This is a genomic window from Saccharopolyspora rectivirgula DSM 43747 (assembly GCF_000497205.1).
In the GTDB taxonomy this organism is placed as follows: Bacteria; Actinomycetota; Actinomycetes; order Mycobacteriales; family Pseudonocardiaceae; genus Saccharopolyspora; species Saccharopolyspora rectivirgula.
Map to the genome: position 1 here is coordinate 16,373 of NZ_AYJW01000045.1, position 15,852 is coordinate 32,224.

The following is a 15,852-nucleotide window of genomic DNA, read 5'->3' on the forward strand; positions in this document are numbered from 1 at the left end:
CACCGGTGCTGGATCAGTATCGCTCACCCAGCCGGGACCCGTTCCGGGCCGGTTGCTCGCGGCTAACTGCTCAGCGGAGTGCCCAGTGCCTCGAGGAACGACCGCGCCCAGCGGTCGACGTCGTGGGTGAGCACCTGCCTGCGCAGCGCTCGCATTCGACGACGCCCTTCCGCTTGGTCCATGTTGAGCGCCGCCAGCAATGCGTCCTTCACGCCATCCAGGTTATGCGGATTCACCAAAAACGCACTCGTAAGCTCCGCCGCCGCCCCGGCGAACTCGCTCAGCACCAGGGCACCGCCCAGGTCGTGGCGGGAGGCCACGTACTCCTTGCACACCAGGTTCATCCCGTCGCGCAGCGGGGTGACCACCATGACGTCGGCCGCGGAGTAGAACGCCACCAGGTCCTTGCGGTCCACCGAGGTGTGCAAGTAGTGCACCGCGGGGCGGCCGACCTGACCGAACTCGCCGTTGATCCGACCGACTTCCCGCTCGATCTCCTCCCGCATCTGCTTGTAGTGCTCGACGCGTTCGCGGCTGGGCGTGGCGATCTGGATCATCACCACCTCGTCGGTGGTGAAGTGGCCCTCGGCGAGCAGCTCGTGCATCGCCTGCAGCCGCACGTCGATGCCCTTGGTGTAGTCGAGGCGGTCGACGCCGAGCAGGATCTTCCGCGGATTGCCCAGTTCCTCGCGGATCTTCTTGGCCCGCTGCTGGACCTCCTTGGTCCGGGAGAGCTTGTCCAGTTCCGAAGAGGCGATCGAGATCGGGAACGCCCCCACCCGCACGGTCCGGTCCCCGACCTGCACCACGCCCGGCCGGGACCGGACCCCGACCTGCCCGCGGCTCGGTTCGAACCCGGCCAGCCGGCGGGCCAGCCAGAGGAAGTTCTGCGCGCCGCCGGGGCGGTGGAAGCCCACCAGGTCGGCCCCCAGCAGTCCGCGCACGATCTCGGTCCGCCACGGCAGCTGCATGAACAGCTCCACCGGCGGGAACGGGATGTGCAGGAAGAAGCCGATCCGCAAGTCCGGGCGCAGTTCCCGCAACATCGACGGCACCAGCTGCAGCTGGTAGTCCTGCACCCACACGGTGGCGCCCTCGGCGCTGACCTCCGCGGCGGCCTCGGCGAACCGGCGGTTCACCCGCTGGTACGCCTGCCACCAGGACCGGTCGAACACCGGTGGCATCACGACGTCGTGGAACAGCGGCCACAGCGTCGCGTTGGAGAAACCTTCGTAGTAGTCGCGGAACTCTTCGGTGCTCAACGGCACCGGGTGCAGCTTCAGGCCGTCGTGGACGAACGGAGCGGCTTCCAGGTCCGGAACACCCGGCCAACCGACCCACGCCCCGTCGCGAGCGCGGAGGAACGGCTCCAGCGCGGTCACCAGACCGCCCGGGCTGTGCTTCCACTGCTCGGTTCCGTCTTCGAGGCGTTCCAGATCCACCGGCAGTCGGTTGGCCACGACCACGAAATCAGCTCGATTGGGCACGCCGCCCTTGCTCACCGGTATTCCTCCCGCCCGTTATCCACACCTGTCGCGAGGCTAGCGAATCTCCCCGGGGGATGCGCCTCGGTTGTGGTCAACTCGAACAGCGGGGCGGGCGGGAGGGAAGCACCTCATTCCAGGCGGCGCTTGGTCGGCCGCAGCGGCCCGGACATCCGGGGTCCGGCGATGCGCCGCTCCAGGCGGCCCAGCGAGGTCCGCACCGGCTGCGCCAGGTACTCGCCGAGGACGACACCGGCTCCGAGCGCCAGGCCCACGGCCACGGCCAGCATCAGCGTGGTGATGCCGACCGGGTCGCCCAGCACCGACAGCTCGTACAAGCCGCGGTAGGTGGGCAGACCGGGCAGCAGCGGGGCGACGCCGGAAACCGCGACCACCAGCGGCGGGATCCGGAGCCGGCGCGTGATGATGCCGCCGACCAGACCGACCACGGTGGTCGCCACCAGGTTGGCCAGCACGGTGTGCACGTCGAGCAGGGTGATCAGCAGCGCGTGCACCGTGGCGGCCACCGCGCCGCCGCAGCCGGCCACGATCAGCGGTCGGGGCGGGGCGTAGCTGGCCAGGGCGTAGCAGGCGGAGGTGGACGCCCCCGCGAGCATCTGCACCGGCAGGTACAGCACCGGCGACACCACCTGCGCTCGGCCGACGTCCTGCACGCTCAACCCGGCGACCGTGTCCCCGCCGATGCGCAAGCCGATGTAGAGGGCCAGCACCACCCCGGCGATCAGCCCGGCCGACATCAGGGCGAGTTCCAGTATTCGGCCGGCCGCGGTGACGTTGTACCCGGTGATCGCGTCCTGCATGGAGCCGACGACGGTCATCCCGGACAGCAGCACGATGATGCTCGCGGCCACCGCCAGGGCGGCGTTGTGCAGCACGCCGGTGGCGAACCCGGCCAGGGCCACGCTGGTGGCGATCGCCCCGCCCACGGCCTGCTGGAAGAAGAAGGGCAGCGCCCGCCGGTTCAGCCAGCGGCCGATCCGGTCCACCAGCGCGGTCGCCCCCGCGGCGATCAGCGGCAGCAGCGGTTCGTTGCCGCCGCCGAGGAGCACGGCGAGCGAGGCGGCCATGCCGGCCCAGGCCAGGGTGGCGACCCAGCGCGGAAAGGGGTGCGGCGCGGTGGTGATGCGGTCCAGTTCCGCGTACGCCTCGTCAGCGCTGACCTCCCCGGCGGTGATCCGGCGGACCAGGTCTTCGACGTCGGACAGGCGGGTGTAGTCCAGCGATCGGTTCCGGACCACCCGGAGGGAGGTGATGGGGGGCAGGTCGCTGCCCCGGTAGCAGGAGACGGTGACCGAGGTGTAGATGACGTCCACTTCGCAGTGCGGGAGGCCGTAGGCGTTGGCCACCCCGATGATCGTCGCGGTCACGTCGGACGCGCCCGCGCCGCTGGCCATCTGCACTTCGCCGATGCGGAGCGCGAGGTCCAGGACGAGGTGGACGGTTGATTCGTCGGGCAGTGACGGCCCGTAGACGACGTCGCGACTGCCCGAAGGCTCGGGGGGTGGAGTCTCCAACTCGCGCCGCCGCAGCACACCACGGGCGCGCTGCGCAATTCCCAATGCAGGTCCCTCTCTGTCCGGCCGCCGCAGGGCGGTCACCGTTCGTGCGTTCCCCTCGACCATCGGTGGGCGGGGGGCGGTCCGTTGCACTGGTGCAACGTGTTCTCAGTCACTGATCCTTATCCGGCGCGCATCGTTGGTCAACGCTGGTCAAGACCACATGTCCCACCTGTTCGGTGGACTGTTCGCGGTGGTTGTGCGGCTGTTGCCGAAAATGGTGCAGCCGCCTGCAGGCAGCTGCAGAACACTGCTTACGATGTCGGTGCGCACCGCATCCGGCTCGGAGTGCGCGTGCCGCTGTAGCTCAGTTGGTAGAGCGCCCGCCTTGTAAGCGGATGGTCAGGGGTTCGAGTCCCCTCAGCGGCTCCCAGTTTAGTGATTCCGGGTGTTGGCCCGGTCGCCCGGTGCACATGAGCTGCGGCGTGGTCGCCGCCGCCCCCTCCCCGGCGTGGAGCTCGCCGGTGCGGGCGCTTCCCGGACCGCCGACGGGTGGTCACTCGAGCCCGGGCGGCAAGGGCTGTTCGATCCCGCTGTGCTCCAGATCGGCCGGGCGCAGTCGGAACACCTGCATGGTCTTGCCGAAGTACTTCTCGGTCTCGCCGACCCATTCCATGCCGTTGCGCCGGACCGCGGCGGCCGCCCGCGCGTTCTCCGGGCGCACCACCGCGAAGATCTCGTCGATGTTGTGCTGGAAGGCCCAGCTGGCCACGGAGCGGACGACTTCGGCGGAGTAGCCGAGCCCCCAGGCATCGGGGTGCAGTTGCCAGCTGATCTCCAGGTCTTCGTTGATCGGCGGCAGCGGGAGCAGCGCGGCCCCGCCGATCACCTGCCCGGTTTCCCGCAGCTCCAGCGTCCAGCGCCCGGCGGGCGGGAGTGCCCGGCTGTCCTCGATGATCCACTGCCGCAGCAGCAGCCGCATCGCGTTCAAGTCCGGGACCTGTTCCATCACCGGGTTGAGCCAGCGCGCGACCTCGGGGTGGCCGTAGACGCTGAAGGCTGCCGGGGCGTCGTCCAAGTGCCAGGGGCGCAGCCGCAGCCGATCCGTGGCCAGGTGTGCAGCCATGTAGTCAGCCTAGGTAGTTCGCGGCCATAAAGCACCAGCTCATCCGGGGTGGATTGGGTTCCGCGGCACGTTCACCGGGTTGGTGCGGCAGTCGGGCGCCCCCGATCCGGGCGGATTGCGGCCGGTGGTGCGCGGGTAGGCAGCGGGGGAGCCTGGAGGGGGCCATGCGGAGCGCGAGGCGGGACCACCCGGTGGTGATCACCGATGCCGCGCCGTCGTTCGACGACGACCAGCGGCACCGGAAGCGCATCTACGCCGCGTTGATGGTGCTGCACCTGGTCGGCTTCGTGGCGGCCGGGCTGTTGGCGAACGTGTGGTGGTTGGCGCTGGTGATCATCGCGTTGACCGGTGCGCTTCCGTGGATCGCGGTGGTCATCGCCAACGACCGGGGGCGGACGGACCGGTCCGCGCCGCGGTACCACGCGGGGCGCCGGCAGCTGCCGCCACCGCGGTGACCACCGGGTCTCCTGCGGGGACTCCGGGGGGCGACCCGGGGAGCGCGGCGGAGCGGACCGGTGCTGGCGGGGTGGCGAATTGTGGTCAGGGAATGGACGGGGGCTGCGCCGGGTGGAATTCTGCTTCCCGGCTGGTGACGTTTCAGGAGCGGGTCGAGTCGCCGGAGTTCGGCGGCTCGCGGTGCCGGCGGGGCGGGGTCACCGGTGGGTGGTGACCCGGTCGCCGGCTGCTCCACCGGAGGGGCGACCGCGGGATGCGCCCCCCGGGTCTTCCGCTCGCCGGTTGCCGGCTCCTGCCGCGCCGGGCTGACCGTGGCGGTCCGGGCGCGGTGGTGGCGAGCGGTTCCCGGGCATGCGTCGTCGATCAGCCGGCTCCAGTGCTGGGCCCGTCCGGTTTCCCCGTCGCGCTGGGCGGGCCCGTCATCACCGCCAGCCGGGGCCCCGCCGTCATCGCGAAATTTCACCCGATATGGGCAGTCTCGGCGGAGTGAATGATTATCCGACCGTCCCGATGGTTTTGAAAATCTTTGTTTTGCCTGGTCAGGCCCCGTTTTCGCAGATCTTTTCGGCTATGTTTCAGCACATCAAATAACAGTCACGCCGGTGCGACGGCAACATTTCTGTAGTGCTTCTCACGTGTAAGAATCAATTTCGCCTGGTAGTGGGGGTGATAAACGTGAACATGCCTGGCGTATTTCAGATGTTCTGTTAAGTTGGCGAAGCATGACCGGCGAAAAACCGAGCCATAGCACCAACCAACAGAATGGCGACAGCGGTTCTGCCGGGCGGTTGGAGATCGATACTCCGGTCGTCGCGGACGGCCCCGAGCTATACCGAATCACCCGTGATTCACAAGTACTGGATCTGAACTCCGCGTACGCATATTTGCTGTGGTGTCGCGACTTCGCGCAGACCTCCGCGGTGGCACGTACCGACGGCAAGGTCGTGGGTTTTGTGACCGGGTATATCCGGCCGGACCGGCCAGACACGATCGTGGTCTGGCAAATTGCCGTCGATGCTTCCCAGCGCGGTGGTGGCGTGGCGAGCCGCCTGCTGGATCACCTGGTGGACCGGGTCCTGCCGCGTGGCGTGCGTTACTTGGAGACCACCATCACCCCGGACAACACGGCTTCCATCAGCCTGTTCTCGTCGCTGGCCCGCAGGAGGGAAGCGGCGATCGAAAAGAGCGAGCTGTTCGGCGCGGAGCTATTTCCAGACGCCCACTTGGGCGAGGATTTGTACCGGATCGGACCACTCGCACCGGAGGCGGGACAAGGCTGATTAGTGATCAACCGAAGTCGTTGTTCATGTCGGTGAATCTTTGATTTGGTAGTCCCGGACCGCGGAGCTGACGTGTTCGTCCGGGCCGGACGGAGGATCGTGAAAGACATCTTTGCTGCACTGGAATCCGAGGTTCGCAGTTACTGCAGAACCTGGCCCACGGTGTTCGACCGGGCCAGCGGAAGCTATCTCTACAGCGAGGACGGCACCCCGTATCTTGATTTTTTCGCGGGGGCAGGAGCGCTCAATTATGGGCACAACAACCCGCTGCTGAAACGAAAACTCCTGGAGTACCTCGAGCGTGACGGGGTGACCCACGGCCTGGACCAGGCGACCGTGGCGAAGCGGGAGTTCTTGAACGCCTTCAACGAGAAGGTCCTGAAACCGCGGGGGCTCAACTACAAGGTCCAGTTCCCCGGGCCGACCGGGACCAACTCGGTGGAGGCAGCGCTCAAGCTCGCCCGCAAGATCACCGGACGCGAGTCGATCATCAGCTTCACCAACGCCTTCCACGGCATGACGCTGGGCTCGCTGTCGGTCACCGGGAACTCCATGAAGCGCGGCGGCGCGGGCATCCCGCTGGTGCACGCCACGCCGATGCCGTACGACAACTACTTCGACGGCCAGTACCCGGACTTCCTGTACTTCGAGCGGCTGCTGGAGGACAGCGGCAGCGGTCTCAACGAGCCGGCGGCGGTCATCGTGGAGACCCTCCAGGGCGAGGGCGGCATCAACTCCTCCCGCCCGGAGTGGCTGCGCGGTCTGGCCGAGCTCTGCCAGCGCCACAACATGCTGCTGATCGTCGACGACGTGCAGATGGGCTGCGGGCGCACCGGTCCCTTCTTCTCCTTCGAGGACGCGGGCATCCAGCCGGACATCGTCTGCTTGTCCAAGTCGATCGGCGGCTACGGGCTCCCCATGGCGCTGACGCTGATCAAGCCGGAGCTCGACGTGTGGGAGCCGGGGGAGCACAACGGGACCTTCCGCGGCAACAACCCCGCGTTCGTCACCGCCACCGAGGCGATCAACCAGTACTGGAGCGACGACAAGCTGGAGAAGTCCACGCGCGCCAAGGGCGAGCGGATCGGCCAGGTGCTGCAGGAACTGGTGGACACCTACGGTGGCGCGATCGCCAAGGGCCGCGGTCTGGCCCGCGGCATCGGGTTCGACGACACCACCGTGGCCGGCAAGGTCTCCAAGGCGGCTTTCGACCGCAAGCTGATCGTGGAGACCTCCGGTCCGGACAGCGAGGTCGTCAAGATCATGCCGCCGTTGACGATCTCCGACGAGGACCTGGAGAAAGGTCTGGACATCTTCCGTGACTCGGTGCGTTCAGTGCTCGCGTGAGCTGACCCGAACAGCACCCGACCACGGTTGGACCCCCTACCCCCCGGAAGAGGAGGAACACAGTGATCGTCCGCCACCTCTCGGACATCGAGGACACCGACGCCGACATCAAAACCCCGAACTGGCGCAGCAAGCGCATCGTGCTCGCCAAGGAGAAGGTCGGTTTCTCGGTGCACGAGACCACGCTCTACGCGGGTACGGTGAACGACTTCTGGTACGCCAACCACATCGAGGCGGTGTTCATCGTCGAGGGTGAGGGCGAGATCCTCGACAAGGCGACCGGTGAGGTGCACCAGCTGAAGCCGGGTTCGCTGTACCTGCTGAACAACCACGACAAGCACCAGGTCCGCCCGAAGACCGACATGCGGACCGTGTGCGTCTTCAACCCTCCGGTGACCGGCCGCGAGGTCCACGACGAGAACGGCGTGTACCCGCTGGTCGTCGAGGACGACGACGAAGCCGTCGCCAGCTGACACGGACTCAGACCGCCGGGTTCCGCCCGCATCGGGGACGCGGACGTTCCCGGCGGTCTGTGCTGCCGCCTGCTACCGGGCCCGCGGATCAGCGACCCTCCAGCGCGGCAGTGCCGGATGTCCGAAAACCCTGAAATTTTTTGGACATCCAAGCCTGTTCGTCGCTTGTTATGGGTAGCCGAGTAAGGGCTACACCACAACGCGCGCGACTGGTCGTCCCTGTTCATCAGGGAATTGCCCACCAAACGAGTAACCGAGAATTGGCGGCTGGGGTTCGCTCCGGCCGCTCCGGCGGGAATCGCGAAGGAGGCGCAACTCATGACCGTCGCAGATGTGAGCACCCAGGACCGCTACCCGACCCGGGTGAGCGACAAGTCCGCTTTCATCGAACGCACCGACCCGACCGTGTGGCCGGGCGTTGATGCGGGGCCTGCCACTGCCGAAGAACTGGCAGAGCACGATGCGAAGGGCTTCCACATCGTCGAAGGTCTGCTGTCCCCGGCTGAAGTGCAGACCTACTGGCAGGAGCTGGAGCGCCTCAGCAGCGACCCGAAGGTTCGCGCTGACGAGCGGACGATCGTCGAGAAGAAGTCCAACGAGGTCCGGTCCATCTTCGAGGTGCACAAGATCAGCGATCTGATCGCTGAACTGGCGCGCGATCCGCGAGTCCTGGACCGCGCCCGGCAGATCCTCGGGTCCGATGTCTACGTGCACCAGAGCCGGATCAACTACATGCCCGGCTACCGCGGCACCGGCTTCTACTGGCACTCCGACTTCGAGACCTGGCACGCCGAGGACGGCATGCCCGCCATGCGGGCGGTGAGCATCTCCATCGCGCTCACCGACAACTACCCGTACAACGGCGGCCTGATGATCATGCCGGGCTCGCACCGCACCTTCGTGTCCTGCGTGGGCGAGACGCCGGACGACCACTACCGCTCTTCGCTGCAGGAGCAGGAAATCGGTGTTCCGAGCGAGGACGACATCACCAAGCTCGCCTACGAGCACGGCATCGAGCAGTTCACCGGACCGGCCGGCTCGGCGCTGTGGTTCGACTCGAACTGCATGCACGGCTCCGGCAACAACATCACGCCGTTCCCGCGCTCGAACATCTTCATCGTGTTCAACAGCGTGGAGAACAAGCTGGTGAAGCCGTTCGCGGCCAAGAAGCCGCGGCCGGACTACATCGCCAGCCGGGACTTCACCCCGTTGAGCCGCTGATTCCCGCGTCCGGGGACGATCTCACCACCGCGGGGGTGCCGCCGTTGGCGGCGCCCCCGTTTTCCCGTTCAGGAAAGCCCCAGGTAGCGCCGTTCGTTGAAGGGTTCTCTGACGCAGGACGCGCCCAGGTCGTGCCCGATGCGCTCGATGACGTCGGCCAGTTCCAGCCGGGCCAGCCAGGAGCGCGGCAGGACCGACGTGCCGTGCCGGGCGCCGAGCAGGCTGCCGGTGATCGCGGCCGTGGTGTCGCTGTGCCCGGAGTGGTTCGCGGCCAGCCGCACGGCTTCGCAGAACTGCTCCGGTTTGGGCAGGGCCAGCGCGCAGTACACGCCGATGGCCAGTGCTTCCGGGCCCACCCAGCCCTGGCCGAGCCGTTCGATGTGGCTGATGCTCACTCCCAGTCGGGCCAGGGTCGCGGCTTCGGCCAGTGCGGTCGCCGTTTCGGCGTCGTTGCGCAGCACCCGGCCGGCGGCCTGGTCGACCGCGGCCGGCAGCCGGCGGTGCTGCACTGCCAGCAGGTGCACCAGCAGCGCCATCGCGCCGGCCGAGGCCCAACCGCCCACTCCGCCGTGGGTGAGCGCGGCGAACTGGCAGCCCAGTTGGTAGGCCATCTCGGCGGTGGGGGCGAACCCCGCCGGGGCGGTGCGGTCCACCCCGCCGCAGCCCTTGGAGCTGTTGCGGGGGCGTTCCGGGGTGCCCAGTTCCGGTTCCTGCAGCGCGCGCAGGCTGGTTAGGCCTGGTGAGCGGTTGGCGTACAGCTCGGGTTCGGCCAGCAGACCGGTCGCGCCGGGCTGCGGTTTCTCCTCCTGCTGGGTGACCAGCCAGCGCCGGTAGGCGGCGGCGACGGCGTCCACCGGGCGCCACGGTCCGCCGTTGTTGCCGGTGGTCCAGGCGTGCAGGTAGCCCTCGCCGGTGAACAGCGACATCTGGGTGGAGTCGCCGAGCAGCGCCTGCGGTGGGGGTTCGGTGATGCCTTCTTCGCCGTACTCGGCGCGGATGTCCGCCAGCTGCGCGAACTCCACCGGGGAGCCGAGCGCGTCGCCGAGCGCCCCGCCGAGGAGGCAGGCCACCGCACGATCGACCACTGTGGAGGGTGTGGGCACGTGTCCGGCTCTCCTTCCACAGCGGTCTCGGCGGGTGATCGATTCGATCTCGACTTTACTTGCCGTATTTAGCGGGTGGCAGCCGCTCCTGGCAACACCCCGAACGTGAGATTCTCCCGCTGAACGGAAACCGGTGGCCCGGTGCCGGGCAGCTTGGCTCGTCACTCCGTTGGGGTGAATCACAACAGGGAGTGATCAAGCTCCCCGGCGATGGCTAGTTACTGTGAGTTGACCAAGCTGGCACCGGACCCGGCGAGCGGAGCTTGCGGAACTGTTGGACAGCGACCAGGACACGGGAGAAATCGGACGAGGATGAAGGTGCCGCAGGACAGCTCAGCTGCGGTGCCGGGCAGCGGCGTTGAGTTCCGGCTGCTCGGTCCGCTGGAGATGCTCGTCGACGGCGTGCCGCAGAAGCTGGGCAGCGTCCGGGTGCGGGAAGTCCTCGCCTTCCTGCTGCTGGAACCCAACCAAGTGGTGTCGGTGGACCGGTTCATCGACACCCTCTGGGAAGACCGGCCACCGGCGTCCGCGCGCACCATCATCCAGGGCTACATCTCCCGGTTGCGCAAGCTGTTCGCCTCCAGCGGGGCCGTCGCGCAGGCGAAGATCGTCACCCGCGAACCGGGGTACCTGTTGCAGGTGGACAGCGACCTCATCGACCTGCACCGGGCGCGCAACCTGATCGGCCAAGCGCACAACCTGGAACCGGCGGAACGCGCCCACAAGCTCCGGGAAGCGCTGAGCCTGTGGCGCGGACCGGTGCTGTCCGATCTGGCCAGCAGCCCGCTGCGCCGCATGGCCGGCCCCGGCCTCGAAGAACTGCGCTTGTTGGCCCTGGAAGAGCGCATCGAGGTGGACCTGGAGCTCGGCAAGCACCGCCAGCTGGTCCTGGAGCTGCCCGCCCTGGTGGAGAAGTACCCGTTGCGGGAACGGCTCACCGGCCAGCTCATGCTGGCCAACTACCGCGCCGGGCACCGGGCCGAAGCCCAAGCGCGCTACCACGCCATCCGCCGCCGGCTCTCCAACGAGCTGGGCATCGACCCCGGCCCGGAACTGCGGGAGCTGTACGAGCAGCTGCTGCGGGACGACGACGCGCTGCTGAACAACCAGCAGCGCAACGAGCACCCGCTGCGGCAACCGGTGCCGGCCGAACTCCCGCCCGCCCCAGCCGGATTCGTCGGTCGCGAGCGGGAAATGGCCGAATTGGACAGAACGCTCAACCGGCGAGGTCCGGCGAACCCCGTCGTGGTGATCACCGGCACGGCCGGTATCGGCAAGAGCGCCCTCGCGCTCACCTGGGCGCACCGGGTCGCACGGGACTTCCCCGACGGTCAGTTGTACGCCTCGCTGCGGGGTTTCGACTCCGAACACGACCCGCTGTCCCCCGGGGAGGCCCTCACCAGCCTGCTCAAAGGGCTCGGCGTGGCGCCGGACGCGATCCCCGTCGGCCTGGACGACCGGGCCGCGCTGTACCGGTCCCTGCTGGCCCGCCGCCGGGTGCTGGTGCTGCTCGACAACGCCCGCGACTCCGAGCAGGTCTACCCGCTGCTGCCGGGGAACTCGGAATCCGTGGTGCTGGTGACCAGCCGGCGCCGGTTGGACGGCCTGGCGGTGCGCAGCGGTGCTCGGATGCTGCCGTTGGAAACGCTGCCCACCGACACCGCCATCGAACTGCTCGACCAGGCCGGGTCCCCCGGCAAACCGGCCTCCGAACCGGACGCCGCCGCCCAACTCGCCGACCTCTGCGGAGGACTGCCGCTGGCGCTGCGCATCGCGGCCGCCCGCCTGGCGGCGAACCCGGCTCGACGAGTGTCCGACCTGGTCAACGAGCTCACCGACGAGCGGAACCGGCTGCAAGCGCTGGACATCGCGGACGCCGACACCAGCGTCCGCCGCGCGTTCGACATCTCCTACCGGAGCTTGCCGGCCCCGCAGGCGGAGACCTTCCGGCTGCTCGGCCTGGTGCCCGGCCACACCTTCACGCCCCACGCGGTGGCCGCGCTGTGCGGCACCACCCCGTCCGACGCCCACCACCGGTTGCGGGCGCTCGCCCTGGCGCACCTGGTCACCGAGCCGGAACCGGGCCGGTTCAGCATGCACGACCTGCTGCGGGTGTACGCCCGGGACCTGCGCACCGGAGTGCCGCCGGCCCAGCGGGACGCCGACCGGGAAGCGCTGCGCCGCCTGCTGAAGTTCTACCTGGCGGTGGCGGACCGGGCGCGCCGCTTCCTCCGGCCGGCCCGCGACGAGTTGACCTTCGAACCCGAATCGCCCTGCCCGGAGATCACCAGCCGCGCCCAGGCGCTGGAGTGGTTCGACGCGGAGTGGCCGAACCTGGTCGCCGCGGTCCGCGCCGCCAGCAGCAACGGCATGCACAAGCTGGCTTGGACGCTGGTGCGGATGCAGTTCAACTACCTGATGGTGCGCTGCCCGTGGGAGGACTGGATCCAGATCTACCGGGACGGGCTGGACTCGGCCAGGAAGATGGACGACCCCTCCGGAAAAGTGCTGATGCTGGCCGGTCTCGGCGTCGCCTACGCCCGCTCGGGGCAGATCGACGCCGCCTACCAGCACTACGCCGAGTCGTACCAGGCCGCACTGGTCAGCGGCGAACCCACCTGGCTGGCGATGACGCAGGTCAACATGGGCAGTGCGCTGATCCGCCTGGGCCGGTACCGGGAGGCCAAGGAGCACTGCCAGAACGCCTTGCGGGTGGCTCGCACGCTCGGTGACCGCTACTTCGAAGCGGGTGCTTTGAACAATCTGGCCCAAGTCGAGCAGTTCTATGGTGAGCTGGAGGCGGCCCTGGGGCACCTGCGGGACGCGGAGGCCAAGTACCGGGAGGCCGACGACCTGGAAACGCTCGCGATGGTGCTGAACAACTGCGGCGAAGTGTGCGTCGAGCTGGGCCGGTTGGCCGAAGGGGAGCAGTACCACCAGGAAGCGCTGGACGTGGCGATGCGCTGCGGTTCGGCCATGCGGTTGGCCGCTGCCCACTTGGGATTGGGGGATGCGGCCTACCGGCGTGGCGACCACGAAGTCGCCCGGACCCGCTGGGAAACTGCGCTGGTCACCTTCGAAACCAGCGGCTCGCCCCGCGTCGCCGAGGCGCGGAAGCGGTTGGCGGAACTGGATCCCCGCGATTGAGGGGCAAAATCCCAGGTCGAGGCGTTTAGCGAGTGTTTAGCGGTCGTATAGCGGGAGCTGCGAGATTTCGTGGTGCGCAAGCCGCCGTGCACGCTTGCGCAGGACGGCGCTGGGGGAACCAACCGGGGGGTCGCCGTCACCGGGGGGTCGGCCGGTGCCCGCGCACCGGCCGCGAAAAAAAGGGGGCGTGGAGTTCGGGAGAACTTCCCGAATGGAATTTGGGGGTGAGTGCGGGCCTTCGGCGCTGCGACGGGGATCCGGCCGGAGGCCCGCACTTCGTTCACCGATCGGACGTCTGCTTGGCCCGCTCCTGCGGATGCGGGTGGATCTCAACCCGCTCCAACCGCGGTCGCTTCGGGCGCCGCCCATCTCCACTGGAGACACCGCGAATGCGGCGGCCGATCCACGGCCCCAGGTGCTCCCGCGCCCAGCGGAGGTCCTGGACGCGCTGTTCCCGCCAGTCCACGTTGGGCCGCGGCGGCCAAGGCTCCCCCCAGTCCCCGTCGGCCGGGACGCCCAGCGCCTCGCAAGCGCGCAGCGCGACCCGCCGGTGCCCTTCGGAGGACAGGTGCAGCCGGTCTTCGCTCCAAGCGCGCGGGTCGTGCAGGGCCGTCATCGACCACAGGTCGAGCACGTAGCACCCGTGCTTGTCGGCAATGGCCCGCAGGTGCGAGTTGTAGGTTCCGACCTTGCCGCGCAACGCGCGCAGCACCGGAGTTTGCCGGGTGTCGAAGCCGGTGCTGATCAGCACGTCCGCGCCGGTGGCGCGCAACCGGGCGACCGCGTCGTCGAAGATGCTGGCGAGTTCGTCGGGATCGCTGCCGGGGCGCAGGATGTCGTTCCCGCCGGCGGTGAACGCGACCAGGTCCGGTTCCATCTCCACCGCTTGCGGCACCTGGTCGGCCACGATCTGCCGGATGAGCTTTCCGCGCACCGCGAGGTTGGCGTAGCGCAGTTCGGGGTTGTGCGCGCTCAGGTGCTCCGCCAGCCGATCCGCCCAGCCGCGGAAGCTCCCGTCGGCCCGGGTGTCGTTGAGCCCCTCGGTGAAACTGTCCCCCAACGCGGCGAAGCTCGACCATCTCACTTCGCTCGACTCCGATTCCATCGGCAGTTCCTTCCCTTGCCCCTGGACGAAAAGTGATCGGCTACCACATTGGCGCGCGGATCTCGACCTACGCCACCGTCGGTTCGCGGCGAAGTGATTAACGGCACTGCCGAACGGGGCGCGATCCGCCGGATGTGCGGTCATGGGGCCGAATTCCGTCCCGGCGCGCTCGTCTTCGCGCGGAACGGGCAACGAGGGGCACTTCGCCGAAACACCGCTAACAGGTGATCAGCGCCTGCTACTGTCCTTTGGCGGTAAAGAACCGACGAGGGGGCTCGCGATGTTGCGATCGATGCAGGTGGCAACCCGGTTGGTTGCCGTTTTCGGGGGCTGCGCGGTGGTCGCCGCATCGTGATGGTCTTGCGTGGGAACGGTGGAATGACCCGTTGCGTCAATTCCAGGGCGCTCATCGTGCCGAGGTTGGCGGTGAGCAGCCACGACCGTACCGATGAACTGGGGGAAGCGTGACGGCACCGCAGAATCCGGCGTCTTCACCTGCAGAATTCGGGGGCCGGTACGCGAATGGCGCTCCGCGGCGTCCGGAACCACCGGGGCGAGCCCCCGGCGGACCGGAGGCCGGAATGCGACCCCGGCCGGCGTCGCGGCCGGTGCGGTTCGATCTGCGTTCGGAATTCGCCGCCCTGGCGGCCGAGCCGCACCCGTTCGCGCTGTGGGAGCGGGTCGAGCAGCTCGGCGACCGGTTCGAGCGCTTCTACCAGGCAGCGCCACGGCCTGCCCGGCCGATGCCGGACCCGCGACCTCCCCAGCAGCCGGCTGACAGCGATTCGGCGGGACCGGTCGGCGACCGGCCGAGTCCTCCGACGCCCGGCGGGCGTCCGCCGACCGAGTTCTCCGGCTCGCTGCTGGACAGCTCCGCTCGCCCGGGTGGAGTGCGGTTCGGCGGAACGCTCGATCTGCCGACCCCTGACGAACGGGAACCCGGTCCGCGGATCAGCGCCGACGGCGTGCTGAGCATGCCCCCGGAGCAGGCCGGCGGCGGTCAGCACGAAGCTCCGGCCGAGCCCACCGTCCCCGTGCGCCGGGAGGAGCTCCCCACCGGTGCCCATCGGGACGAACCCACCACCGGTGTCCAACGGGACGAACTGCTGGCGCCCCCGCCCGTCCCGGACAGCGGACTGCTCGCACCGTCCGAGCCCCCTGGCCACGCCGCGCCGCCCGGTGACGACGCGCAGGTCGCCCCGGAACCGGAGGAGCCACCGCGGTCCGCCGATCGCGTGCAGCTGGCTCCGCCACCCCCGCCGGGGGACCTCGCTCCACCGCCCCCGCCGGCGGACGTGGCCGAGCCCGAGGCGTTCGGCGGCACCCCGCCCTGGATGCCCGGACAGCCGGAAGCGGTCCGGCCGCCGCAGCAGTTCCAGCAACCGCCGCGGGAAGGAGGTGCGGCGGAGGAGGTTCCGCCGCCGGCCGCTGGCCAACCGCCGGTGGCCTCCGGGCCGGACGTCCCGGACGTCGAGGTCACCCACCAGCTGCCCAGGGTCGACGCCGCCCAGCCGCCGGTGCCGCCTGGACCGCCGGCTGAGTCGGGGCCGGGTGGTGCGCCGCCTGGGCCGCCTTCGGCGGGTCGGCCGTCGG

General features: G+C 69.0%; 11 protein-coding genes, 1 tRNA gene and 1 pseudogene. 8 read left to right on the forward strand and 5 right to left on the reverse strand.

The features are described 5' to 3' along the window. Nucleotides 1–62: 62 nt before the first annotated feature. On the reverse strand, nucleotides 63–1,502 hold the full coding sequence (locus tag SREC43747_RS0113155) for an alpha,alpha-trehalose-phosphate synthase (UDP-forming) (RefSeq protein ID WP_029721734.1): 1,440 nt from the start codon (nucleotides 1,500–1,502) through the stop codon (nucleotides 63–65). A 113-nt stretch (nucleotides 1,503–1,615) separates the two neighbouring features. Then, on the reverse strand, nucleotides 1,616–3,064 hold the full coding sequence (locus SREC43747_RS0113160) for a threonine/serine exporter family protein (RefSeq protein ID WP_029721735.1): 1,449 nt from the start codon (nucleotides 3,062–3,064) through the stop codon (nucleotides 1,616–1,618). Nucleotides 3,065–3,357: 293 nt separating this feature from the next. Between SREC43747_RS0113160 and SREC43747_RS0113165 the strand changes: the two genes are divergently transcribed. Continuing rightward, nucleotides 3,358–3,430: transfer RNA gene (locus SREC43747_RS0113165), tRNA-Thr, on the forward strand. A 127-nt stretch (nucleotides 3,431–3,557) separates the two neighbouring features. Here the strand turns inward: SREC43747_RS0113165 and SREC43747_RS0113170 are convergent. Further along, nucleotides 3,558–4,127: a GNAT family N-acetyltransferase gene (locus tag SREC43747_RS0113170; protein ID WP_029721736.1), complete on the reverse strand. Its 570-nt coding sequence runs from the start codon at nucleotides 4,125–4,127 to the stop codon at nucleotides 3,558–3,560. A gap of 164 nt (nucleotides 4,128–4,291) precedes the next feature. Between SREC43747_RS0113170 and SREC43747_RS0113175 the strand changes: the two genes are divergently transcribed. From SREC43747_RS0113175 to thpD, 5 genes are all read left to right on the forward strand, one after another. Further along, complete coding sequence (locus SREC43747_RS0113175) at nucleotides 4,292–4,582, forward strand: DUF3099 domain-containing protein (RefSeq protein WP_029721737.1); 291 nt, start codon at nucleotides 4,292–4,294, stop codon at nucleotides 4,580–4,582. Between the two features lie 723 nt (nucleotides 4,583–5,305). Further along, nucleotides 5,306–5,863 (forward strand): diaminobutyrate acetyltransferase, encoded by a 558-nt coding sequence (ectA, locus tag SREC43747_RS0113180; RefSeq protein ID WP_029721739.1) that lies wholly within the window; start codon nucleotides 5,306–5,308, stop codon nucleotides 5,861–5,863. 99 nt (nucleotides 5,864–5,962) lie between these two features. Further along, nucleotides 5,963–7,210, forward strand: coding sequence for a diaminobutyrate--2-oxoglutarate transaminase (ectB, locus tag SREC43747_RS0113185; RefSeq protein ID WP_029721740.1), 1,248 nt, complete (start codon nucleotides 5,963–5,965; stop codon nucleotides 7,208–7,210). A gap of 62 nt (nucleotides 7,211–7,272) precedes the next feature. After that, complete coding sequence (locus tag SREC43747_RS0113190; RefSeq protein WP_029721741.1) at nucleotides 7,273–7,683, forward strand: ectoine synthase; 411 nt, start codon at nucleotides 7,273–7,275, stop codon at nucleotides 7,681–7,683. A 318-nt stretch (nucleotides 7,684–8,001) separates the two neighbouring features. Beyond that, nucleotides 8,002–8,904, forward strand: a complete 903-nt coding sequence (gene thpD, locus SREC43747_RS0113195) for an ectoine hydroxylase (protein ID WP_029721742.1) — start codon at nucleotides 8,002–8,004, stop codon at nucleotides 8,902–8,904. A 68-nt stretch (nucleotides 8,905–8,972) separates the two neighbouring features. On the opposite strand, the gene SREC43747_RS0113200 is transcribed toward thpD, so the two are convergent. Beyond that, the gene (locus SREC43747_RS0113200; protein ID WP_029721743.1) at nucleotides 8,973–10,007 is read right to left on the reverse strand and encodes an ADP-ribosylglycohydrolase family protein; all 1,035 of its coding nucleotides are present in this window, start codon (nucleotides 10,005–10,007) and stop codon (nucleotides 8,973–8,975) included. A gap of 312 nt (nucleotides 10,008–10,319) precedes the next feature. Here SREC43747_RS0113200 and SREC43747_RS0113205 point away from each other — a divergent pair, with 312 nt between their 5' ends. Continuing rightward, nucleotides 10,320–13,154, forward strand: a complete 2,835-nt coding sequence (locus SREC43747_RS0113205; RefSeq protein ID WP_029721744.1) for an AfsR/SARP family transcriptional regulator — start codon at nucleotides 10,320–10,322, stop codon at nucleotides 13,152–13,154. Between the two features lie 280 nt (nucleotides 13,155–13,434). Here SREC43747_RS0113205 and SREC43747_RS0113210 read toward each other — a convergent pair whose 3' ends face one another. Then, nucleotides 13,435–14,238 (reverse strand): SGNH/GDSL hydrolase family protein, encoded by an 804-nt coding sequence (locus tag SREC43747_RS0113210; RefSeq protein ID WP_236623178.1) that lies wholly within the window; start codon nucleotides 14,236–14,238, stop codon nucleotides 13,435–13,437. A 602-nt stretch (nucleotides 14,239–14,840) separates the two neighbouring features. Here SREC43747_RS0113210 and SREC43747_RS0113215 point away from each other — a divergent pair. Continuing rightward, nucleotides 14,841–15,852 (forward strand): annotated as a pseudogene (locus tag SREC43747_RS0113215) (hypothetical protein); the annotation flags it as partial.